The sequence below is a fragment of the Actinoplanes sp. NPDC051494 genome (assembly GCF_044454705.1).
Taxonomy (GTDB): domain Bacteria; phylum Actinomycetota; class Actinomycetes; order Mycobacteriales; family Micromonosporaceae; genus Actinoplanes.
Genome location: NZ_JBITDZ010000004.1, coordinates 374,316 through 397,331, shown reverse-complemented (window position 1 = coordinate 397,331; position 23,016 = coordinate 374,316). Strand labels below are relative to the sequence as shown.

The window sequence follows — 23,016 nt, the reverse complement described above, 5'->3', positions numbered from 1 at the left end:
CTTGGGCCCGGGCGGCCCCGCCCCCCCCCGCCCTGTGTTTGCACCCCGGGTGGGGCCCCCGGCCGGGGGCCGGGGCGGGGGGGGGGGGGGGCGCGGGGGGGGGGGGGGGGGCCCCCCGGGGGGCCCCCCCCGCGGCGACCCAGAGCCGGAGACGCGTACGGTTCATCGTCATCTCCTTCTGGAGGATGTGTCAGCCGGCCTGGCAGACGGGGGTGGCGCTCGGGCCGGCGCCGTTGGCCTGGAAGCCGAACTCGGTGCTCGCGCCGGCCGCGACCTGGCCGTTGTAGTCGACGTTGCGGAAGGCGACGTTGCCGGTGGTCGCACTGTTGGTCGAGCTCCAGGCGCCGGTGACCACGTCGCCAGAGGGCAGCGGGACCGTCACGGTCCAGCCGTTGAGCGCGGTGGCACCCGCGGTGACGCGGACGGTGGCGACGTATCCGCCGGTCCAGGTGTTGAGCGACACGGTGGCCGTGCACCCGGCACCGGAGGGCGGCGGGGTGGTGACCGGCGGGGTGGTGACGGGCGGGGTCGTGACGGGCGGGGTCGTGACAGGCGGGGTGGTGGGGTTGGTGGTTCCACCGGCGTTGAGAGCGTTCAGGACGGACGTGTATGCGGCCTTCTTGTTGCCGGAGTTGTCGAACAGCAGCGGGTTCTCGCCGGTCCGCCAGGAGTCGCTGTCGCGGATGCCCCACACCGTGATGCCGGTGCAGCGGGAGACCGCGAGGCAGGCCCTGGTGACCGTGGCGTAGATGTTCGCCTGGTTGCCGCCCTGGGCGACGTCGAGCTCGGTGATCTGGACGTCGACGCCGAGGGCCGCGAAGCGCTGCAGGTTGGCCTGGTAGTCACCGGGGATGCCGGTGCCGAGGTGGGACTGGAAGCCGACGCAGTCGATCGGGACGCCGCGGGACTTGAAGTCACGCACCATGTTGTAGACGCCGGTGGACTTCGCGTTGACGCCGTCGGTGTTGTAGTCGTTGTAGCAGAGTTTCGCGGCCGGGTCGGCGGCGCGGGCGGCCCGGAACGCGGCCTCGATCCAGTCGTTGCCGGTGCGCTGCAGGTTGGAGTCGCGCCGGCCGCCGCTGGAACCGTCGGCGAAGGCCTCGTTCACCACGTCCCACGCGTAGATCTTGCCGCGGTAGTGCGTCGCGACCTGGGTGACATGGTTGATCGCCGCATTACGCAGGGCGGTGCCGGACATCGACTGCGCCCAGCCGGGTTCCTGGTTGTGCCAGAGCAGGGCGTGCCCGCGCACCTTCGATCCGTTGGAAAGACCTTGATTGAGGATGCGGTCGCCATTGGTGTAGGTGAAGCGTCCCTGGGACGGTTCGGTGGCGTCCCACTTCATCTCGTTCTCCGGGGTGACCGAGTTGAACTCGGTGTTCAGGATCCGGGTGTACGTGGAATCGCCGAGCCGGCCTGCCGCGATGGCGGCGCCGAAATAGCGCCCGGTCTGGGCGGCGGAAGCACCGAGGGTGGTGGCCGCGTTCGCGGTGCCGGTCACAGCGATGGTCGCCGTGACGACGGCGCCGGTGACCGCCGCCATCAGCAGCGTGCCGCGGCCACGTCGGGGAATGGGCATGGTGAGTCCTTTACCGTAGAGCGGATTTGGGAGCGCTTCCATCCATGAACGCAAATGTTGCCAGAACATTTCGGGGCCCTCAAGGGTGGTGGGATGCGACTCCTTGGGCCGGCGCGGTGCAACAGTTCCTGCGCTTTTATCGGCGCGACTCCGCAAGGGGTGCCGCGGTAACACTTTTTTGCGCATCGATGTGAGTTGACTCGCGGCATTCGATCGTCCAGAGTCGACGCCATTGTGGGAGCGCGAGAAGGAGAGATGCGAGCCCTCGTGACAGCCGCACAGGCCGGTGACCGCCGGGCGTTGGAGCAGCTGCTGCGAGCCGGTCTGCCGCTGGTCTACACCGTCGTGCGCCGGGGGATGGGGGCGCATCCGGACGTCGACGACGTGGTGCAGGAGACCATGGTGCGCGTCATCCGGCAACTGTCGTCCCTGCGGTCGCCGGAGCAGTTCCGGTCCTGGCTGGCCGCCATCGCGGTGCGGCAGGTCGGCACCCACCTGCGCCGGGTCGACGCCGGTGCGGCACGACGGGCGCGGCTGGACGACGCCGGTGCCGTCGTGGACGAGCAGGCCCCCTCCGAGGAGGCGACCGCGATCGGCGTCGACTTCTCCCGCCAGCGCCGTCAGGTCGAGCGGGCCGGGTGGTGGCTCGATGCCGACAACCGGGCGCTGCTGCCGCTGTGGTGGCTGACGATGGCCGGGGAGCTCTCCCGAGGTGACCTGGCGGCCGCCATCGGGACCGGTGCGGCCCATGCCGGCGTACGGATGCAGCGGCTGCGCACCCAGCTCGAGGTGAGCCGTCAGGTGGTCGCCGCCCTGGAGCGCCGTCCCCGCTGTGCCGGGCTCGCCGACGTCGTGACGCGGTGGGACGGCACCCCGCAACCGGTCTGGCGCAAGCGGGTGGCACGGCATGTCCGGACCTGTCCGGTGTGCTCCGGTGCGAGTGCCGGCATGGTCGCCGCCGAGCGGTTGCTGCCCGCGGTGACGCTGCTGCCGGTGCCGGCCGGCCTGGTGGCCTCGGCGGTGGGTGGTGGCGTGCCCGGTGCGGTGGCCGTCGGAGCCGGACTGGGTCTCAAGCTGGGGCTCGGTGCGGCGCTGGCCCATCCCGTCGCCGTCACGGTGGTGGCCGGTGTGCTGGCCGCCGGGGCGGTGGTCGCCACCACGCAGTGGCCGGGCCCGCGACCTGCCGTCCCGCCGGCCGCGGCCGGTCCGGTTCCCGTGGTGCCCACGCCGGGGCGCACGTCACCGACCACGGGACCGGTCGCCGCGCCGGGCACCTCGTCCCCGGCCGCCCGGCCGTCGGCCCCCGCCGCACCACCGTCACTGCGCGCCGGGCCGGTGTCGCTGGAGGCCCAGAGCTCCCCGGGCCGGTTCGTGGCCACGGCCGGCGACCTCGGGGTGCTGCTGCCCGCCACCCGGCAGAGCGGAACGGGCACCCGGAGCAGGGCCAGTTTCCGGGTGGTGCCGGGGCTCAACGACGCCGTCTGCTTCTCGTTCCGCGGTTCGGACGGCCGCTACCTGCGGCATTCCTCGTGGCGGCTGCGCCTGAGCCCGGACGACGGGACGGCACTGTTCCGCGGTGACGCCACGTTCTGTACCCGTACCGCGGTGGGTCTCGGCGCGGTGGTCCTGGAATCCTCGAACTATCCCGGATGGTTCCTGCGGCACCGCGGCGACCAGCTGTGGGTCGACCAGTCCGACGGCAGTTCGGCGTTCAGCGCCGACAGTTCCTTCCTCATCCGCGCCGCGCTGACCGGCTAACGGGCCTCGAACCGCGAGAAACGTACGCTGCCGGCGCCCTCGCCGAGCTGTGTCATGCCCAGCGCGACGGCGCCCTCGGTCAGCCCGGGGTCGTCGACGACCGCGGTGAGGACCTTCGTGTCGTCGATCCGGAACGTGGCGATCTCGGCGACGACGTCGATCCGGAGCTGGTGCCGCGCGGCGTGGTCCACTGTCATCGCGGCGCCGCTGAGCGTGGAGACCGCACCCGAGGGGGCGTAGACCGCCGCCGCGACATTGTCCGCGCAGACGATGAACTCGTAGCGGGCGTCCCGGATCCGGCGGAACGAGACGAGCGCGCACGCGTCCTCGCTCATGTCCTCGAGGGTCACCGCGACGGACTGGTCCCCGGCGAAGGTGGTGGCCGGGCCGGGGCAGGTGACGTCGTTGTCCGATCGCAGGCCGAGGAACACGCCCAGCGCCAGGGCCAGGGCCGTAGCGGCAGCGGCGGCGGCGACGCGTTTCCGGCGGCGCGGCGCGGGTGGCGCGGGGGTGGTGGCGGGCCCCTCGCCCAGGAGCATGTCGAGGAGTTCCTGAGCGGTCGGCCGGAGCATGGGCTCCTTGTTCAGCGCCCGGGCGACCAGGTCGCGCAGGTCGCCGGTGAGTCCGTCGAGGTCGGGCTCACCGGTGAGGATGCGCACGGCGGTCGCGGTGGGCGAACCCGCGTCGAACGGGGTACGGCCGGTGGCGGCATAGGCGACCAGCACGCCCCAGGCGAACACGTCCACCGCCGGGGTGACCGGCTTGCCGTCGAGCCGTTCCGGCGCCATGTAGGACAGTGTGCCGACCATCTGATCGGTACGGGTGTGCTCGCTGGTGGACTCGAACGCCCGGGCGATGCCGAAGTCGATGACCTTGGGGGAGCCGAGCGCGAACAGGACGTTGCGCGGTTTGAGGTCGCGGTGGATGACCCCGGCGCCGTGGATCGCGACCAGCGCGGTGGCGACGCCGACCGCGACCCCGTGCAGGGCGCCCCGGGTGAGCGACCCCTGTGCGGTGACGATCGTGGCGAGGTCGGGGCCGTCGACGTACTCCACGACCAGGTACGGCGTCTCATGGCCGGGGTCGGCGTCGAGCACCGCGGCGGTGCAGAACGGCGGCACCTGGCGGGCCCGGTTGACCTCGCTGCGGAACCGGCCGCGGAACTCGGCCTGGACGGCGTACTCCGGCCTGATGATCTTGACCGCGACCGGCTCGCCGGAGCGTCCCCGGGCGAGGTAGACGGCGCCCATGCCGCCCTCGCCGATGACCCCGAGGAGCTCGTACTCACCGAGGACCCGGGGGTCGTGGGGGCGCAGGGGCTTGGTCGGCACGCCGCAATCTAACAGGGACCGTCGATGCGGCGCGCCGTCACCAGAGGCGTACCCGGGAGGTCCCGGAGGTCAGTGCGGCGACCGGTCCGGGTGCCGACGGCTCCCCGGTGGTGCGCCGGGCGCCGGTCAGGTCCACGTCGATGAGGACCGGACTGCCGTCGGCCTCCTCGAAACCGGCGGCGGCGAAACGTACGGCCGGCAGGTCCCGCCCCGAGAGGGCACCGAGACCGGCGTCGTCGAAATCGGCCGGGAGCCGGGTCGCCAGGTAGACCGCGTCGCCCTCCTCGACCACCGACACCGCCGCGTCACCGAGCTCGCGCGGGCCGGTCTCCCCGGCGAACGGGCGGGCCCCCGAGACGTAGACGTTGTCGCGGGCGTAGACCGGCTGCAGCACGTCGTGGAAGCGCTTGTGGTCGCCGGGCGGCTGCTCGGTGAGCCGGGTCCGGTACTCCTCGAAGGACGCCGGGTGGCCGTCGTAGCCGGCCAGGCCGTACCCGGGGGTGGCCTCGCCGTCGCCGCCCGTCCCGTACGCCGCGTCGAGGTCCCCGCCGGCGAAGATGTTGCCGATGTAGCGGTCGTCGCCGCCGCGGATCACCGCGTAGCCGGCCACCTGGGTGCTGTGCGGCCGGTGGTACGGGGTGGCCCGGTCCATCACCGGTTCCAGCCGCAGGGTGCCGGCGAACAGGTTGCCGACGAACGCACCGCCCTGGCTGAACGACTCGAACGAGGCGCGGGAGCCGAACACGTTGTGGTCGACCACGTAGGGGCCGTGACTCACCTCGACGAACAGATCCCGGTTGTTGCGGTAGTACACGTTGCGCGAGACCCGGGTGCCCTGGGTCTGCCAGTCCAGCCAGGTGCCCATCGAGCAGTCGTGGATCCGGTTGTGCCGGATCACCACGTCGATGGCGGCGTGCAGCTTGATGCCGCCGATCTCGTATCCGTAGAACTCGCGCTTGAGCGCGATGTTGTAGATGTGGTTGTCCTCGATGGTGGAGAAGACGCAGCCGAGATGCCCGACGATGCCGTTCTGCCCGCAGTCGTAGATCGTGTTCCGGCGGACGACGTGCGAGCCGATGTGCTCGCGGTCCCAGCCGATCTGCGCCGCCGCGAACACCGACTCGAGCTGATACTGGTAGCCGGGCTTGTCGCCGCGCTCGGAGGCGTAGTTGTGCCCGGTGGACGACTCTTTGCCGAGCGAGATCCCCGAGCATTTCGCGTCGTGGATGACGTTGTCCTCGATGATCCAGCCCTTTGCCCAGTTCGGGCCGATCAGGCCGGGCTGGTCGGCGGTCGGCGGCGTCCACGGGCACGCGGCCTGGGCCAGTTCGAAGCCGCGCACGGTGATGTAGTCCAGATGCGGCACGAGGGGGTGGAACACCGACCGGCGTACGTTGATCTCGGCAAGCTCGGCGTTGGGGTCGGCGCCCTGGAAGTTCGCCCAGATCGTGGTCTCGCCGTCCCCGACCTGGGCGAACCACACCAGCCGGGTCTGCTCGGCGTCCCGGACCTGGTCGGGCAGGGCGGTCCAGTTGTCGAGCACCTCGGTGCGCAGCGGCGGATCGTCCACCGCAGCCCGGTCGGCGACCTCGTAGAAACTGCGCCCGTTGAGATAGACGTCCCCGAGATGCTTGTGCGGGGCGCCCTCGGGATAGACGATCCAGTCCCCGGTGACCTCCTCGGCGAACGGATTGAAATCCCCGAACACCGCGCCGGGTACGGACACCCGCCACACCGTGCCGCCGTCGGGCACCCACCCGGCGACCCGCTCGGACCCCTTGATCACCACATGCTCGCCGTCGGCGGCGGTGTAGGTGATGCGCCGGGTGTCGCTGAGCCCGCCCCGCCGGGGCACCACCCATTCCCGGTACTCCCCGCCGTGCACGACGACGGTGTCGCCCGCGCGGGCCTCGCCGGCCGCCCGGTTGATGGTGCGGAACGGCGCTTCGGCCGAACCGTCGGCGTCGTCGGAACCGGTGGTCGCCACATGCAGGACAGCGGTCATGATCGGCAGAGCCCTCCTGACGTCCGGCCGGAGGGACCCGGCCGCGGACGAAGATCCCGCCAAGGTAGGCGCCTGAAACATTCGGTGTCAACGCCGAAATATTTCCGATACTTTCGGTTGCCGAAAAAATGCACCTCGGAAAAAGTGTTGCCGCAGCGTCGTCCCCTGCGGGGCAAATAGCGACGTACTTGAATGCATGGGAGCGCTCCCGTAACGTCCTTGCCACCGTTTTGAAGCATTTCCGGTGCATTAACCGGATCGATCAAAGGTGGCCCGACAGTGCGAAGAAGAAGAATTTCGGTAATGGTGGCCGCGCTCGCCGGTGCGGCCGCGCTGCTCGTCGGAGCCGCCGTCACGGCGGCCACCGGAGGAGTCGCCGCCGCGGCCGGCCCCACCGTGCTCGCGGCGACCGCGGGCTGCGGCAGGACCCCGGCTCTGCGCAACGGCACCTACACCATCCAGAGCGGAGGGCAGTCGCGAAGCTACATCCTGCGGATCCCGGACAACTACCAGCCCACCCTGAAGTACCGCCTGTTCGTCGGCCTGCACTGGCTCAACGGCTCGGCCCAGAACGTCGCCTCCGGGGGCGGTGCGGCCGGGGCCGCCTGGGCGTTCTACGGACAGCAGCGGGCCTCGGGCAACGGCGCCATCTTCATCGCCCCGCAGGGGCTGGACGCCGGGTGGGCGAACACCAACGGCCGTGACGTGACCCTGGTCGACGACATCCTGCGCGTCGTCGAGAACGACCTCTGCGTCGACACCACCCAGCGTTTCGCCCTGGGCTGGAGCTACGGCGGCTCGATGAGCTACGCGCTCGCCTGCGCCCGGCCGGACGTCTTCCGCGCCGTCGTGGCGTACTCCGGCGCGCAGCTGAGCGGTTGCGCGGGTGGCTCGCGACCGGTCGCCTATTTCGGTATCCACGGTACCCACGACAGCGTCCTGGCGATCAACCTGGGCCGCCAGATCCGGGACACCTTCGTCCGGGCCAACGGGTGCACCGCGCAGAGCCCCCCGGAGCCGGCCACCGGCAGTCTGCGGCACATCACCACCGCCTACGCGGGCTGCCAGGCGGGCTACCCGGTCCAGTGGGCCGCCTTCGACGGCGACCACACGCCCGAACCCGCCGACGGCGGGGCCCCGAACACGGCCACCACGTGGACGACCGCCGAGGTGTGGCGTTTCCTGAGCCAGTTCGGGCCGGCCACCTCCCCGGTGGGGACGACGACTCCCGGCCCGACGACTCCCGGCCCGACTACCCCTGCCCCGACGACCCCCGCACCCAGCGACCCCGGGGCCTGCCGGGTGACCAGCGCCGTCAATGCCTGGAACTCCGGGCTGACGGCCGACCTCACCCTCACCAACACCGGTACGACCGCGGTGAACGGCTGGTCCCTCGGCTTCACCCTCGCGTCCGGGCAGGCCATCACCTCCGGATGGAACGCCACGTACGCTCCCACGTCCGGACAGGTGACCGCCCGCAACGTCGGATACAACGCCGGCATCGCCCCCGGTGCGTCGGTCAGCATCGGTTTCCAGGCCACGCACACCGGCAACAGTGCCGCCCCGACCGCTTTCACCCTCAACGGCGCCGCCTGCACCGCCGGCTGACGCTCCGGCGGTCGGCCGCGGGACGTTGTCGCAGCTCGATGCCCACCCCCGAGGTGTAATTCGATCGCGGTGACACTACGGTGGGGCACCATGACACAGCAGCCCCCGGCCCCGGTCCCGGCCGCACCCGGGCCCCGGCCCAGCCGGAAAAAGACGACCCTGACGTTGGTGGGGGTGGTCGCGGTGGTGGCCGTGCTCTGCGGCGCCGCCCAGCTGATCACGAAGATCACCGGGCGCGACCCCCTCGCCGGCAAGGGACAGCCGGTGGCCGCGGTGGGCACGACGCCGTCGGCGCCCGTGCCCACTTGGGCGCCGCCCAACATGCTGACCGATCCCCAGCCCACTCTCGAGATCCGGCACGAGCTGGAGGAGTGGCTGCTCAAGTCGGCCGGCGTGGCCGCCGATCTGAAGAGCGCATGCAAGGCCCCCGCGGGATTCTCCGGAGCGCAGGCGGTGACGTTCCCCTGCACGGTGAACTACGCGAAACTGGCCGTGACCTACGAGGTGACCACCAAGCCCGCCGGCAGTTTGACGTTCTCCTGGGACGCGACGGCGGCGAAGACCGTGGTCACCCGGGCCGGGATCCTCGCGGCCGTCGCCGGCCGCTTCAAAGCCCCCACGTTCAGCGACCTGCGGTGCGACGAGCTGCCCGAGGTCGCCCTCGTGGCCACCGGCACACCTCTCGAGCAGCACTGCTACGTCCGCATGACGGGCCGGGACAAGACCGCCTGGGTGGACGTCGTACCGACCCGCAGCGAACCGCGCCTCGACACCCGTCTGCAGTAGGTGGACCGCTCCGGCCGATGGGTGGCGTCGGCCGGAGCGGGCGTCCGGTGGCCGTGCGCGGCGTCTAGCGCTGGCGGGTGAGCAGTCCGGGGCGGTAGGGCAGCAGGCCGTACTCGACGCCGTTGCTGTTGGGGTTGCGGCCCTGGTAGAGCAGTTGCAGGTTGCACGGGTCGACGGTGAAGGTCTGGTCGGCGGTGGTGCGGATGAGTTCGCCGTGGCTGATGTCGTTGGTCCAGGTGGCCCCGCTGTTGGCTTTGCCGGCGAAGGGGTTGTTCTCCGAGGCTGCCTGCGGTGTCCAGGTTCCACCGAGGCTGGTGGCGGTGAAGGAGCGGAAGTAGCGGCCGTTGGCGCCGATGGCTTCGACGATCATGAGGTACTGGTTCTGGCCCTGGACCTTGTAGACCTGGGGTGCTTCGAAGAGGTTGTTGGTGGTGTCGCTCATGATGGTCGTGTAGCTGGTGCCGAAACTGCCGGGGAAGTTCCCGATGGGCATGCTGGCGCGGTAGATCTTGCCGTTGTCACCGGCGAAGAACAGGTACATGGTGGTGCTGTCGGCGATGAGAGTCTGATCGATCGGCCCGGTCCCGGAACCCGAGATGCTCCCGGTGAACAACGGTTGCGCCGCCGACCACCCGTTGGCGTTGGTCGGGTCGCTCGAGGTGCGGTAGGAGAACGCGGTCGGGCCCCACTGGTGCGCCAGGACCCAGATGTTCTTGGGGGCGAAATAGAACAGCGTCGGTGCCACGGTGCCGGAGTTCATGGTGTTCTGCGAGGCGGAGGCCATGTCCGACCAGTTCGTGAACGGGCTGAAGTTCATCGAACCCCAGCTGGTGCCGTTGTTGTGCGTGGTGGCGTACACGAGCTGTTTGCCGTTGTACGGCACGGTGGTGAAGTCCTTCAGCGACACCCAGCCTGATTTCGGGGTGGCGAGGGAGCCGGTGGACGTCCACCGGTAGGACGACGGCAGGGTGCACGAACCACTCGGCGGCGGCGTCGTTACCGGAGGTGTCGTGGGCGGTGTCGTGATGGGCGGTGTCGTGCCCGGTGGTGTCGTCGGGGCAGTGCCGCCGGTGCAGGTCACGCCGTTGAGGGCGAAGCTTGCCGGGGCCGGGTTGGTGGCGCCCGAGGAGCCGTTGAAGCCGAACGACGCGGTGCCGTTGGTCGGCACCGCACCGTTGTAGCTCGCGTTGGCCGCGGTCACGGTCGCGCCGCTCTGGGTCACCGTCGCGTTCCACGCCTGCGTCACCGCCTGCCCGGCAGTGAACGACCACGTCAGCGTCCAGCCGGTCAGTGGGTCGCCCAGGTTGGTGATCGCCACGGTGGCGCCGAACCCGCCCTGCCACTGCGACGACACGGTGTAGGCCACTGAGCAGCCGGCGGCGGCGGCACCGGCCGGCACCGCCACGGCGACCGCCGCCGATGCCAGCGCTGCGACGCCGGCCGAGACCAGGGTGACCCTGGTCGCTTTCCGTTTTCTATTCATGCGAGTCATTGTCATACATGTTTCGGGAGCGCTCCCACGAGGTGTTTTTCCGAACGCCGCAGAATGGCAGCTCACCGGCCTGCGGAAATATGTAACACTTTTCCGGCGGCCCATTCTTGCCGATCGCGCGAAAAAGGCGGACCCGCCGGGCGCGGGGGCGCCGGCGGGTCCGGATTGCGGTGGGGGAGTGCTACGAGCAGGTCACGCCGCCGAGCTTCACGGTGCCGGGCGCCGCGGCCGTGCCGTTGGCGGTGAATCCGATGGTGACCGAGGCGCCGGCCGCCAGCGCCGGGTTGCTGCCCGGGGCCGTCGCTGTCACGGTGGTGCCGGACTGGGTGACGGTGGCGTTCCAGCCGCTGCCCAGCGTGACGCCACTGGGCCAGGACCACGTCGCCGTCCACGGGTTCACCGCCGCCCCGCCGGTGTTCCTGATCGTCAGGGAGCCCTGGAAGCCGCCCTGCCATGCGCTGTCCTGCTGATAGGTCGTGGTGCAGGCGCCCGCGGCCGGTGGCGGGGTGGTCGTCCCGTCACCCGGGCCGGCCACCGGGGCGATCAGGTACGGCTGGATGATCGCCTGCTTGGCCGTGTTGACGGTGGTCCAGTCGTCGTTGGCGATGCCGCCGGTGTCGCCGGAGTTCGGGTTCCAGGACCAGTACGTGAACGACATCCCGGTCGTACCGGTGCCGGTGTAGGCCAGCAGGCGTTGCAGCCAGACCTTGTCGACGTCGTTCTGCAGCGTGGAGCCGAACTCCCCGATCATGATCGGCGCGATGTTCTGCTTGTAGAGGTAACCCCAGTAGTGGTCCCAGATCGCCGGCATGTTGGCCGGGTACGCGGGATCGTCGAACCAGGCCTGGTGGTAGACCGACGTGGCGTACTCGTGCGGTGAGTAGACCAGCCGGTTCGCCACGTTCAGCCGTACCGGGAACTGCCCGGCCTTGGAAAGATTGCCGCCCCACCAGCCGCAGTCCTCGTCGTTGCTGGTGTCGCCGTCCCAGACGTTGGAGAGACCGCCGCTGGGGCAGCTGACGCCCTCGACGAAGATCAGCCAGTTCGGTTGCACCGCCAGGATGGCGTTGCCGGCACGTTCGGCGGCCAGCCGCCAGTCGCGGGCGGTGTCGCCGCAGCCCCAGCAGGCACCGGTGGCGGCCGGGTTGGTGCCCTCGGCGTGCGGTTCGTTGTGCAGGTCGGCGCCGATCACCGTGGTGTTGCCGGCGTAGCGGCGGGCCAGCGCCTGCCAGTTGCTGATCCACGTGGTCTCGGGGACGCCCGAGGTGTACCAGAGCGCGGTCTGGCCGGCCGCTGTCGGGCGGTGCCGGTCGAGGATGATCCGCATCCCCTTGCCGCCGGCATAGGCGACGACCTTGTCCAGGATCTGCAGCGGGGAGAGCCCGACCAGATCGGGGTTGATGTAGTCGTTGATGCCGGTGGCGGTCGCGCCGCTCTTGAGCGCGTCGTCGGAGAACGGCACCCGCAGCGTGTTGTAGCCGAGCCGGGCCATGGTGTCGAGCTGGGAGCGCCACGGGTTGCTGGACCACAGGCCGTGGAACGTCTTGTTGTCGGTCTCCATGCCGAACCAGTTGATGCCGGTCAGCCGCACGGTCGCGCCGGTGCTGTCCAGGATCTGGTTGCCGCTGGTGTGCAGGTAGCCGGTGCCGGTGCCACTGGCGGCCGCGGCGGTCGCCGGCGTCGCGAGGAAAAGGCTCATGGCCCCGGCCGTCAGGGCGGCGGTGACCGCCGCTAGGAATTTGGACACGAGTGCGACTCCAAACGTGGGGGTCAGGCCCGGGTGCAGGTGGTCCCGTTGAGGGTGAAGGCCGAGGGGGTGGTGAAGCTGCCGCTGTGGTTGCCCTGGAAGCCGAACGACTGGCTGCCACCGGCCGGGATGGCGCCGTTGTAGGAGACGTTGCGGGCCGTGATCGCCGCGGATGAGCCGCTCAGCGTCGCGTTCCAGGAGCTGGTGATCGTCTGTCCGGAAGGGAGGGTGAAGCCGAGCGTCCAGCCGTTGACCGGTGTGGTCCCGGTGTTCCGGACGGTCACGTCGGCGCTGAAGCCGCCCTGCCACTGGTTGGTCTTGTACGCGACCTGGCACGAGGAGGTGGGCTCCGGAACCGGGGTGCTGCCGCCGCCACCGTTCACCGCCGCGGAGAACGAGTTCACGGCGAGGCCGGCGCCGCCGATCCAGGGCTCGAAGCCGGCCTGGATGCTGGTGAGATACCACGAGTTCGTGATCGCGCCGCGGTTGCGGACGTCGGTGATGAAGTCGAGGACGCTGAAGCTCCAGCTGGTAATGGGGCTCGGGGCCACGTACGAGATCACCGCGTTCGATCCGTTGCTGCCCTGCCAGACCTGCCAGGTGCGGCCGCCGATGGTGGCGGTGCCGACCACCGAGCCGATCGGCTGGATCGAGCCCTGGCGGTTGAACCAGATCATGATCTCCTGCTGGTTGACGCCGTCGGTGCGGGGTTGCGGGTCGAGCCAGATGTCGTACGCGGCGTCGTAGGTCGCGCCGCTGACGTACGTGTAGTCGATGCTGCTGGTGGCGCTGCTGATCGCGCTGACCTGCAGCGGCAGCACGGTGCCGGGCGAGCATTTCGTGTAGTGGCAGCCGTAGTAGACGGCCGGGTACGACACCGGGGCGCCGCTGGTGCTGCCGGTGCCCTGCTGGCTGGCGATGCTGAAGCCGGAGCCGGTGACGTTGATGCACTGTTCGGCGCTGGTGCCCCAACGGTTGTTCATCACCGTGTAGCGGCCGCCGATGGTGGTGGTGCCGTACTGGTCGCAGATCCGGGTGTCCGCCTGGGCCGGGCCGGCCACGGCCACCGCGCCGAGGGTGCTGACCGCCAGCAGGCAGAGGGCGAGGAAACGTCTCATGGAGACTCCAGAGGAGGAGGTGGGAGCGCTCCCAAGCACAGTAACGCCGAGGCATCGAAGAATGAAGATGTTTCGACCACATTTCCCAGTTAGGTTACTTTCCACTTTCGCGAGCAAAAGTCCATGATGGATCTACCAAAGTTGTGAGCCTCGTGACCGAATGACCCCATGCGGAAACTGATGGTCCTGGGCGCGGTCCTGCTCGCCGGTCTGTTCCCCGCGGTCCCCGCCGAGGCGGCGGCCGTCCCGCCCCAGGAGCCCGGTGTCACGCTGCGCACGTACGAACTCCAGGTGGCGCGCGACGCGATCTGCGTGCTCAAGCCCGCGCAGACCCCGAACGTCGACAAGCTCATGCCGGCGATCAACTGGAGCACCGCCGCGGACTTCGGGTTCGAGGACCGCTTCCAGTCGGAGGTCACCGGCAACGTCAGCATCGCCACCGCGGGGTCGTACACGTTCCGGCTCACCAGCGACGACGGGTCCCGTCTGGCCCTCGACGGCGCGACCGTCATCACCAACGACGGGCCGCACGGGGCGACCTCGGTGGAGGGCACCGTCAGCCTCACCACCGGCTACCACGCTCTGCGCATCGACTACTTCGAGCGCGACGGCGGCCAGCAGCTCACCCTGGAATGGCGGCCGCCGGGCGCGAGCGCGTTCGCGGTCGTCCCCACCGCGGTGCTGAGCACGGACGCCGGCGTGGTCCGGGTGACCGCGCCCGGCCGCAAGGAGTGCGAGGCGTCGGGTGACAGTCCGGGCGACGGGCTCCCGCTGGACGCCGTGCACCCCGGGTACACGCTCACCAACCTGCGCCCGTCCGGGTTCCAGCCGCAGGTGAGCGCGATGGACTGGTTCCCCGACGGGCGCCTGGCGATCGCGACCTGGGGCGGCAGCGACACCGTGGCCGGCGAGGTGTACGTCCTCAGTGGCGTAACGGGGTCCACCTCGCCGGGCCAGGTCACGTACCGGAAGATCGCGTCCGGGCTGCGCGAGCCGATGGGCCTGAAGATCGTCGACGGCATCATCTACGTTTCCCAGAAACACGAACTCACCGAGCTCACCGACACCACCGGCGACGGCATTATCGACCAGTACCGCCGCGTCGCGACGTGGCCGTTCGACGGCAACTTCCACGAGTTCGCGTTCGGCCTGCTCTACAAGGACGGCTACTTCTACCTCAACCTGTCGGTCTCGATCGACCTCGGCGGCGCGACGACCGTGCCGCAGGGCTCACCGAACCGCGGCACCAGCCTGAAGATCAATCGGGCGACCGGTGCGGTGGAATACGTCGCCGGCGGCCTGCGCACCCCCGACGGCCTCGGCTGGGGACCCGAGGGCGACATCTTCGTCACCGACAACCAGGGCGGATACCTGCCCGCGTCCAAGCTGGTCCAGATCAAACCGGACCGGTTCTTCAACCACTACACCAACCCGGACGGACCGTACGACACCAAGCCGGTCACGCAGCCCGTGCTGTGGCTGCCCCAGAACGAGATCGCGAACTCGCCCAGTACGCCGTTGTTGCTCAGCTCCGGGCCGTACGCGGGTCAGATGCTCTTCGGTGATGTCACCTACGGCGGCATCCAGCGCGGCTTCCTGGAGAAGGTCAACGGTCAGTACCAGGGTGCGGTGTTCCGCCTGACCCAGGGTCTGGAGTCGGGTGTGCTGCGCCTGAGCCAGGGTCCCGACGGGGCGCTGTACACCGGTGGGCTCGGCGCGGGCGGCAACTGGGGCCAGGAGGGCAAGCTCACCTACGGTCTGCAGAAGCTGACCCCCAACGGCACCAGCGTCTTCGACATCAAGGCGATGCGTACGGTCCCCGGCGGCTTCGAGTTCGAGTACACCCAGCCCGTCTCCGAGGCCACCGCCGCGAACCTCGCCGCCCGATACCGCGCCGAGCAGTGGCGTTACGTCCCGACCCCGGCCTACGGCGGCCCGAAGGTCGACGAGGAATCCCTGCCCGTGACGTCCGCGACGCTCTCCGCCGACCGGCTCAAGGTGACCGTGCGGTTCACCGGCCTGAAGCCGGGACGCGTCGTGCACGTCCGCTCACCACGCCCGTTCACCTCGACCACCGGCGCGTCGCTGTGGAGCACCGAGGCCTGGTACACGCTCAACAGCCTCGCCGACGGCACCATCCTGCGCACCGACCGGGCCGAGGCCGAGAACGCCGGGCTCAGCGGCAGCGCGGGAGTCGCCACCGACCACACCGGCTACACGGGCACCGGTTTCGTCGCGGGCTACGGCTCGGCGGGCGCGGCCACCACGTTCAGCGTGGACGTGCCGTCGGCCGGCTCGTACCCGGTGGCGCTGCGCTTCAGCAACGGCCCCAACCCGTCGGCCGGCGCGAAAACCGTCAGCCTGTACGTCAACGGGACCAAGCTGCGCCAGATCAGCCTCGCCGACACCGGCACCTGGGACACCTGGGCCACCAGGACCGACACCGTGACACTGCGGGCCGGCGGCAACACGATCGCCTACAAGGTGGACACCGGCGACGTGGGGAACGTGAACCTGGACAACATCACCGTCGGTGAGGGCGCGTCCACGACCCCGCGCACCGGCACCATCACCGGCATCGGCGGCAAGTGCCTCGACGTCGACAACGCCAGCGCCGCCGACAAGGCCAAAGTTCAGCTGTACACGTGCAACAGCTCCACAGCGCAGAGCTGGACCCGCGACGGCGACACGCTCCGGGCGCTCGGCAAGTGCCTGGACATCGACAACGCCGGCACCGCGGACGGTACGAAGGTGCAGCTCTACACGTGCAACGGCAGCACCGCCCAGGTGTGGCGGGCCCAGTCCAACGGATCGCTGCTCAACCCGCAGTCCGGCAAGGTCCTCGACGTCGCCGGTGGCGCGACCACGGACGGCGCCCAGGTGCAGATCTGGCAGTGGGCCGACGTCGCCCAGCAACGCTGGACCCACAACGGCACCAGCCGGGTCACCCTGTTCAACGGCGGTAACCTGCAAGCGTTCCAGAACGCCGACGGCAGCGCCCCGACGTGGCCGGTCTCCGGCGGCTCGGCCGAGGTGCTCGGCGGCGACCTGCGCACCAAGCAGACGTACGGCGACTTCCGCCTGCACGCCGAATTCTGGCTGCCGAACCTCCCGGCCGACGTGACCGGCCAGGCCCGCGCCAACAGCGGCATCTATCTGCAGGACAGATACGAGATCCAGATCCTGGACTCGTACGGGAGATCGGTGCCCGCCGACAACGACAGCGCCGCCGTGTACCTCAAACGGGCACCGACCGCCAATGCCGGAACCGCACCGGAAACCTGGCAGACGTACGACATCACGTTCCGGGCGGCCCGTTACGACGGCACCACCAAGACCGAGGACGCCCGCGTCACCGTCGTCTGGAACGGCGTGACGGTCCACAACAACGTGACCATCGACGGCCCCACCGGCAACGGCGCCGCCGAGGGCCCGGCCCCGCTGCCCATCCGCCTGCAGGACCACGGCGACCCGGGAGCCAACGTCCGCTACCGCAACCTCTGGATCGAACCGGCCTGACCGTCGTGTCGCGGGGCACGGAGACGTTGCCCGGCGCTGAAGTCGTGGTCGGGCAGGGGGAGCGGTGGTGGGGTGCCGAGCCGGTAGATGTCGTAGAGCCGGGTGCGGATCGCGTCCAGCGGGTAGGTGTCCTCGTAGACGGCGAGTTTGAACATGACACCTTCGAGCAGGCTGCGCAACAGCACCTCCTCGACGGCGGGGTCGGAGGCACCGCGGACGGCGAAGACATCGCGGAGCCGGTCCTCGAAGGTGGCCATGGCGTCGGCGCGCCGGTGCTCGACCCGGGCGTAGACCTCTCGGGTGCCGGGCTGGACCATGAGACAGAGGACGAGGCGCTGGGTGCCGAGCGTGGCGGCGGCGCCGGCCAGGGTGCGGTCGATCACGGCGGCGAGCAGGGTGTCCGCTGAGCTGTCGGCGCCGAGGTCGTCGAAGAGGTGGAGCAGCCCGTCGAGCCACTGCTCCAGGATGGCTTCGAGCAGGTCCTGCTTGGTGTGGAAGTAGTAGGAGATCAGGCCGCGGGACACCCCGGCCTGGGCGGTGACCTGCGAGATGGTGGCGTTCTCGTAGCCGTGCTCGGCGAAGACCTCGAGGGCGGCGGTGAGGATCCGCTCCCGGGACTGCTCGCGTAGCTGCTGGTTCATCCGCGGCGAACGGGGTGCCACAACCGGTCCTCCACACTGTCGACCTGCACGTATGGTGCCGCATGCCCCGCTGCCGCCGGCGAGCGGGAGCCGACGGGGCATTGACGGAAGGAAATCGCCCTCCTACGCTCTGTCCATGGTGTACTGGATGGACGTCCAGTCAACAGATCGTGGGCCGATGGGAGCGCGCATGCTGACGGTGGATTCGCGACGACACGAGCGGTGGAGAAGGGCCGCGGTGGCCGGCCTGCTGGTGGTGGGCATGGTGACCGGCACGGCCTCGGCGGCGTCCGCGACCCAACCCGACCCGGACGGGGGTGACACGCCGATCACCGAGGCGCCCACCGAGCCCCCGCGCTCGCTGGACGAACTCGCGCAACAGATCGAACCGGTCGCCTGCCCGCAGCCGGGCCCGGGCGGTCCGGCCCTGGGCACCGGCGTGGGCGCGCCGCCACCCGGCAAACGGGTCGTGCGGATCGTCATCACCGGTGACTCGTACATGTCGGGTGAGGGCGCCGGGGACTACTACAACGCGCGCGGCGTGCTCACCCCACCGGCGGTGGGCCCGGTCGGCGGCCTGCCGATCCCGGCACCCGGGTTCTCGCTCGCCGACTACCAGGCCGACTACCGGCACCGCTCCGCCAACGCGGCCGCGCTGCTGGCCATCGAGGAACTCCGCCGGGTCAACCCCGACGTGGTGTTCGACGTGACGTTCAACGCCTCGTCCGGTGCCGAGACCAAGCACTACTGGGCCGGGCAGAATGACAACGGCCGGGTCAACCCGCCGCAGAGCACCGGTATCACCGCGCAGACCGACCTGGTGATCGCCGGTTTCGGCGGTAACGACCTCGGCTTCGGTGGCCTCATCGAGAAAGCGGTCATCGATTCCGGTGAATACCCGCTGCGCCAGGCGCTCGCCGGCAAGGCCGGCCTGCTCGCCTACCGCAGCGCCGAGGCGGAATGGGCCGACGCGGTCACCTCGGCGACGCCGTCGACGCTGGTCGCCCGTTACATCAAGATGGTCCGGGACATGCACCTGCGCAGCGGGACCCAGACCCGGGTCCTGGCGGTCGGCTATCCGCAGGGGGTGGACATCGCGAAGGACGACCCGTACTTCGACCGTGAAGAACGCAAGGTCCTCGCCGAGATGGCCCCGAAACTGACGGCAGCGCTCGCACGTGCCCAGGAGATCCTGGTGAGCAACGGCATCCAGGTGGACCGCCTGGATACCCAGAGATCATTCCGCGGCCACGAGCTCGGCACCGCCGACCCGTTCGTCAACGGTGTCCGGTTCAGTGTGACGGGCGGCAGCGGCACCCTGTTCAACCACTTCCAGGAGACCGCGCACCCGAACCGCCGGGGCAACCAGTTCCTGGCCGCCCTGTACGTGCAGACGTTCGCGGCCGAGCTGCACGTCAAGGCGCCCGGCCAACGTGACGCCATCCGGGTGGGCCAGCCGGCCCGATCATGTCAGCCCGGACTGTTCACCTGGCCCGTCCCGGCCACCGGCACCGGAACCGGCGGTGGCGGCGGGACCGCCGGCGGTGGCAACACCGGTCCGGAGCCCGGTGCGGGCGGCTACACCCCACCGACCGGCGGTGACTTCCCCGAGCCGGGCGTCCCGGAGCCCGGTGACGGCGACACCGGCGGTGACGACGGCAGCGCGGGTTACCCCGACCTGGACCCGGTCACCCCGGTGCAACCCACCGAGCCGAGCATCCCGGACGGGCTGGAAGGCGCGACGCCGGTCATCCCGACCGTGCCGCCCGCGGGCGGCGGTGCCCCGGGCAGGAACAACCACAACAGCTCGACCATCGATCTCGGCACCGTGACCGGCTGACCCTTTTCCTAGGCAGAGCCGGGCTCGGCCATCCGGCGGTGTAGTTCCGCCTTGGCCGCGTCCGGCATCACCTTGCTCGCGGTGGCCTGCACCTTGGTCTTCAACGAACCGCCGACGACCTTCTCCTTGCCGTCGAACAGCGCCGCGATGCCCTGCTCGGCGACGACGGCGGGGTCGTCCTTGGTGCCCGCGCCGACGCGGGTGTCGTCCATTTCGGCGCGGTGGAAGAAGTTGGTGTCGGTCGGGCCGGGCATCAGGGCGGTGACCGTGACGCCGGTGTCCTTGAGCTCGGCCCGCAGCGCCTCGGCGAACGACTGGACGAACGACTTCGAGGCGTTGTAGACCGCCTGGTACGTGCCCGGCATCATCGAGGCGATCGACGACGTGAACAGCACCCGGCCCTCCGCCCGGGCGACCATGCCGGGCAGCACCCGCTTGGCCAGGTGGACCGTCGAGGTCACGTTGACCGCGACGACGTCGAGCTCGTCACCCAGCGGCGTCCCGCCGACGAACTCCCCACCGATACCGCGGCCGGCGTTGAGCGCGATGACGTCGACGGCCCGCCCGGTCGCCTCGATCGCTTTCCAGGCCGTCTCGACCCCGTCGTACCCGGCCAGATCGACGCGCAGAGCGTCCACCCGGTTCCGGCCGTCGTGCCGCAGGTTCACCGCGGCCTGCTCGATCTCCTCGTCCTGCGCGACGAGCAGCAGGTCATAGCCACGCTCGGCCAGCTGCCGGGCCAACTCGTAGCCGATGCCGCTGGAAGCTCCGGTGACCACGGCGAAAGGATTTCCTGTAGGAGGCGTCATGCCAGCCGGATGCCCTGATCAGGATGGCTTAATCCCACGTTCGGAACGCTACGCGCCGGTCATTCTCACAGTGCTCACCACCAGTAGTTGTCCTGCGGCTGGTAGGGCGCTTCCAGCTCGGCGATCTCCTCAGCGGTGAGGCCGAGTTCCAGGGCGGCGACGGCGTCGGTCAGGTGGTGTGGCTTGGTGGCCCCCACGATCGGGCAGGAGACGACCGGTTTGGACAGCACCCAGGCCAGCGCCACCTGGGCCATCGCGACGCCGCGGGCCTCGGCGACCCGCTGGATCGCGGCCACCACCGGCTCGTCGGCATCGCGGTCGAACGCCGTGGCCACGGAGTCCGCCGCCGAGCGGGCCGTCTGCCGGCCCCAGGGGCGGGTGGCCCGGCCCTTGGCCAGTGGCGAGTACGGCGTCAGCCCGACGCCCTGATCGAGGCACATCGGGATCATGTCCCGCTCTTCCTCGCGCTTGAGCACGTTGTACTGGTCCTGCATCGCCGAGAACGGCGTCCACCCGTTGATCGCCGCGGCGTGCTGCAGTTTCGCGAACTGCCATGCCCCCATCGACGACGCGCCGAGATAGCGCACCTTGCCGGCCCGGACCAGGTCGTCGAGGGCTTGCACGGTCTCCTCGACCGGCGTCTCCGGGTCGAACCGGTGGAGGTAGTAGACGTCGATGTAGTCGGTGCCCAGCCGCCGCAGGGAGGCATCCGCCTGCTCCAGGACGGCTTTGCGGGACAGACCGCTGCCACCGGGACCGTCGTGCATCTTCCCGCTGACCTTGGTGGCGAGCACGATGTCCTCCCGCCGGGAGAACCGGGTGATCGCCCGGCCGACGAACTCCTCCGAGGTGCCACCCTGGTAGACGTTCGCGGTGTCCCAGAACGTCACCCCCAGCTCGACCGCCTGCCGGAAGAAGGGCGCGGCGGCCTCCTCGTCCAGGGTCCACCGGTGCATGCCGGCCGTGGCCTCGCCGTAGCTCATGCACCCGAGCCCGATGCGGCTCACCCTCAGCCCGGTCCGGCCCAGCCGGATGACATTGTCCACCGGGTCAACCTAGCGCAGCCGCTTTGCGGAGCAGGACCGATCGTTCGCGTTCGTTGGCGCACAGGCGGGCGGCCAGCTCCAGTTCGGCTCGGGCTTCCGGGTGCCGGCCGAGGCGGGTGAGCAGCTCACCGCGTACCGTGGGCACCAGATGCGAACCGGGAAGCCGGTCCGTCGCGATCAGCTCGTCCACGATGGTCAGGGCTTGTTCCGGGCCGGAGGCCATGGCCACCGCTACGGCCCGGTTGAGCACGACCACCGGTGACGGCGCGACCCGGCCGAGCGCCTCGTAGAGCAGCACGATCCGGTCCCAGTCGGTCGCCGCCACCGACGGCGCGCTCGCGTGGGTGGCGGCGATCGCGGCCTGCAGACCGTAGGGGCCGAGGCCCCGGGCCGATGCTATGGCCAGCGCGGCCAGCCCGCGGCGGATCGCGGCGGTGTCCCAGCGGCGGCGGTCCTGGTCCTCGAGCAGGATCGGGGAACCGTCGGGCGCGGTGCGGGCTGGGAAACGCGCCGCGGTCAGCTCGCACAATGCCAGCAGGCCGTGCACCTCCGGCTCGTCCGGTTGCAGCGCGGCCAGCGTGCGGGCCAGCCGGATCGCCTCGTCCGCGACGTCGGCGCGCACCAGGCGGTCACCCGAGGTGGCGGTCGACCCCTCGGTGAAGATCACGTAGAGGACGCTGAGCACGCCGCCGAGCCGCTGCTTGCGCTCGCCGGCGGCCGGCAGCTCGAACGGTACGCCGGCCGCCGCGATCGTCTTTTTTCCCCGGGTGATGCGGGCCTGCACGGTCGGCACCGGCACCAGGAACGCGCGGGCGATCTCCTCGCTGGACAGGCCGGCGACCACCCGCAGGGTCAGCGCCACCTGGGCCTCGCGGGACAGCACCGGATGACAGCTGATGAACATCAGCGCCAGCACGTCGTCGTCGATGGTGTCCGGGTCGAACTCCGGCTCGGTTGTCGCCTCGCCCGGTGAGCCGGCCGCCAGCAGCGTGTACCGGTCCCGCAGGGTGGCCCGGCGGCGGATCATGTCGATCGCCCGCCGCCGGGCGGTGGCCATCAGCCAGCCGGCCGGGTCGGCCGGGGCATTGCGCTGCCAGGACACCAGCGCCTCGGCCACCGCTTCCTGGGCGGCATCCTCGGCCAACCCGAAATCGCCGGTGAACCGGGTCAGCGCGGCGACGATCCGCGCCGACTCGATCCGCCAGACCGCCTCGACGCCGGTCGTGGCCATCAGCGCTGACCGGTGCTCTCCCGCCAGGCCCGTTCCCGGGCGACCCACTCGTTGTCCTGCGGGAACTCCTCGATCCCGGGCACCCGGCGGACCTCGACCCGGGAGCCGGGGAACGCCGGGATCCGCTTGGCCCACTCGACCGCCTCCGGTTGCGAGGCGACGTCGATCAGGTAGAAGCCCCCGAACAGCTCCTTGGTATCGCCGTACGGCCCGTCGGTGACCACCGGGGTCTCGCCGCCGAGGTCGACCACCACGCCCTGCGCCGGGTCGTCCAGTCCTTCGGCCGCGACCAGCACGCCGGCCTTGATCAGCTCGTCGTTGAACCGGCCGGTCGTGGCCAGCATCTCCTCGAACGGCGTGGCCATCATGGCCGCCGTCGTCTCGTCGGTGCCCCGCATGATCAGCATGTACTTCGGCATCGTGTTATCCTCGTCCGGCGGGGCCGCGTCCCGGCCCTCGCCCCCACTGGTCGAACGAGTCGCCCGCGGATCGACACGGTCCCGGAC

Annotated in this window: 16 protein-coding genes; 5 read left to right on the top strand and 11 right to left on the bottom strand. The window is 70.4% G+C overall.

The window, feature by feature from the left end:
• Positions 1-190 precede the first annotated feature (190 nt).
• Entirely contained in the window at positions 191-1,579 is a 1,389-nt protein-coding gene (locus ACIA6A_RS18475; protein WP_396098889.1) for an endo-1,4-beta-xylanase, read from the bottom strand.
• A 267-nt stretch (positions 1,580-1,846) separates the two neighbouring features.
• On the opposite strand from ACIA6A_RS18475, the gene ACIA6A_RS18470 reads away from it, so the two are divergent.
• Positions 1,847-3,337 carry a sigma-70 family RNA polymerase sigma factor gene (locus ACIA6A_RS18470; RefSeq protein WP_396098888.1) on the top strand — a complete coding sequence of 497 codons (1,491 nt, stop codon included), beginning with the start codon at positions 1,847-1,849 and terminating at the stop codon, positions 3,335-3,337.
• On the opposite strand, the gene ACIA6A_RS18465 is transcribed toward ACIA6A_RS18470, so the two are convergent.
• Both ACIA6A_RS18465 and ACIA6A_RS18460 read right to left on the bottom strand, forming a co-directional pair.
• Positions 3,334-4,668, bottom strand: coding sequence for a serine/threonine-protein kinase (locus ACIA6A_RS18465; RefSeq protein WP_396098887.1), 1,335 nt, complete (start codon positions 4,666-4,668; stop codon positions 3,334-3,336). The genes ACIA6A_RS18470 and ACIA6A_RS18465 overlap by 4 nt on opposite strands.
• A gap of 37 nt (positions 4,669-4,705) precedes the next feature.
• Positions 4,706-6,673, bottom strand: coding sequence for a right-handed parallel beta-helix repeat-containing protein (locus ACIA6A_RS18460; RefSeq protein WP_396098886.1), 1,968 nt, complete (start codon positions 6,671-6,673; stop codon positions 4,706-4,708).
• A gap of 303 nt (positions 6,674-6,976) precedes the next feature.
• Between ACIA6A_RS18460 and ACIA6A_RS18455 the strand changes: the two genes are divergently transcribed.
• Positions 6,977-8,281, top strand: a complete 1,305-nt coding sequence (locus ACIA6A_RS18455; RefSeq protein WP_396098885.1) for a cellulose binding domain-containing protein — start codon at positions 6,977-6,979, stop codon at positions 8,279-8,281.
• A gap of 90 nt (positions 8,282-8,371) precedes the next feature.
• The gene (locus ACIA6A_RS18450; RefSeq protein ID WP_396098884.1) at positions 8,372-9,067 is read left to right on the top strand and encodes a hypothetical protein; all 696 of its coding nucleotides are present in this window, start codon (positions 8,372-8,374) and stop codon (positions 9,065-9,067) included.
• A 64-nt stretch (positions 9,068-9,131) separates the two neighbouring features.
• Here ACIA6A_RS18450 and ACIA6A_RS18445 read toward each other — a convergent pair whose 3' ends face one another.
• From ACIA6A_RS18445 to ACIA6A_RS18435, 3 genes are all read right to left on the bottom strand, one after another.
• Positions 9,132-10,550, bottom strand: coding sequence for a non-reducing end alpha-L-arabinofuranosidase family hydrolase (locus tag ACIA6A_RS18445; RefSeq protein ID WP_396098883.1), 1,419 nt, complete (start codon positions 10,548-10,550; stop codon positions 9,132-9,134).
• 190 nt (positions 10,551-10,740) lie between these two features.
• Positions 10,741-12,258: a cellulase family glycosylhydrolase gene (locus tag ACIA6A_RS18440; RefSeq protein ID WP_396099005.1), complete on the bottom strand. Its 1,518-nt coding sequence runs from the start codon at positions 12,256-12,258 to the stop codon at positions 10,741-10,743.
• A gap of 71 nt (positions 12,259-12,329) precedes the next feature.
• Positions 12,330-13,424, bottom strand: a complete 1,095-nt coding sequence (locus ACIA6A_RS18435; protein ID WP_396098882.1) for a cellulose binding domain-containing protein — start codon at positions 13,422-13,424, stop codon at positions 12,330-12,332.
• Positions 13,425-13,592: 168 nt separating this feature from the next.
• Here ACIA6A_RS18435 and ACIA6A_RS18430 point away from each other — a divergent pair, with 168 nt between their 5' ends.
• Positions 13,593-16,943: a family 16 glycoside hydrolase gene (locus tag ACIA6A_RS18430; protein ID WP_396098881.1), complete on the top strand. Its 3,351-nt coding sequence runs from the start codon at positions 13,593-13,595 to the stop codon at positions 16,941-16,943.
• Here the strand turns inward: ACIA6A_RS18430 and ACIA6A_RS18425 are convergent.
• Positions 16,913-17,605 carry a TetR/AcrR family transcriptional regulator gene (locus ACIA6A_RS18425; protein ID WP_396098880.1) on the bottom strand — a complete coding sequence of 231 codons (693 nt, stop codon included), beginning with the start codon at positions 17,603-17,605 and terminating at the stop codon, positions 16,913-16,915. The genes ACIA6A_RS18430 and ACIA6A_RS18425 overlap by 31 nt on opposite strands.
• A gap of 157 nt (positions 17,606-17,762) precedes the next feature.
• On the opposite strand from ACIA6A_RS18425, the gene ACIA6A_RS18420 reads away from it, so the two are divergent.
• On the top strand, positions 17,763-19,424 hold the full coding sequence (locus ACIA6A_RS18420; RefSeq protein WP_396098879.1) for a hypothetical protein: 1,662 nt from the start codon (positions 17,763-17,765) through the stop codon (positions 19,422-19,424).
• 8 nt (positions 19,425-19,432) lie between these two features.
• Here ACIA6A_RS18420 and ACIA6A_RS18415 read toward each other — a convergent pair whose 3' ends face one another.
• The 4 genes from ACIA6A_RS18415 to ACIA6A_RS18400 all read right to left on the bottom strand — a co-directional run bounded on the left by ACIA6A_RS18415 (position 19,433) and on the right by ACIA6A_RS18400 (position 22,929).
• The gene (locus ACIA6A_RS18415; RefSeq protein WP_396098878.1) at positions 19,433-20,203 is read right to left on the bottom strand and encodes an SDR family NAD(P)-dependent oxidoreductase; all 771 of its coding nucleotides are present in this window, start codon (positions 20,201-20,203) and stop codon (positions 19,433-19,435) included.
• A 104-nt stretch (positions 20,204-20,307) separates the two neighbouring features.
• Positions 20,308-21,216, bottom strand: a complete 909-nt coding sequence (locus tag ACIA6A_RS18410) for an aldo/keto reductase (RefSeq protein WP_396099004.1) — start codon at positions 21,214-21,216, stop codon at positions 20,308-20,310.
• A gap of 67 nt (positions 21,217-21,283) precedes the next feature.
• On the bottom strand, positions 21,284-22,510 hold the full coding sequence (locus tag ACIA6A_RS18405; protein ID WP_396098877.1) for an RNA polymerase sigma factor: 1,227 nt from the start codon (positions 22,508-22,510) through the stop codon (positions 21,284-21,286).
• Positions 22,510-22,929, bottom strand: a complete 420-nt coding sequence (locus tag ACIA6A_RS18400; protein WP_396098876.1) for a YciI family protein — start codon at positions 22,927-22,929, stop codon at positions 22,510-22,512. Before ACIA6A_RS18400 ends, ACIA6A_RS18405 begins: the two co-directional genes overlap by 1 nt.
• Between the last annotated feature and the right edge of the window lie 87 nt (positions 22,930-23,016).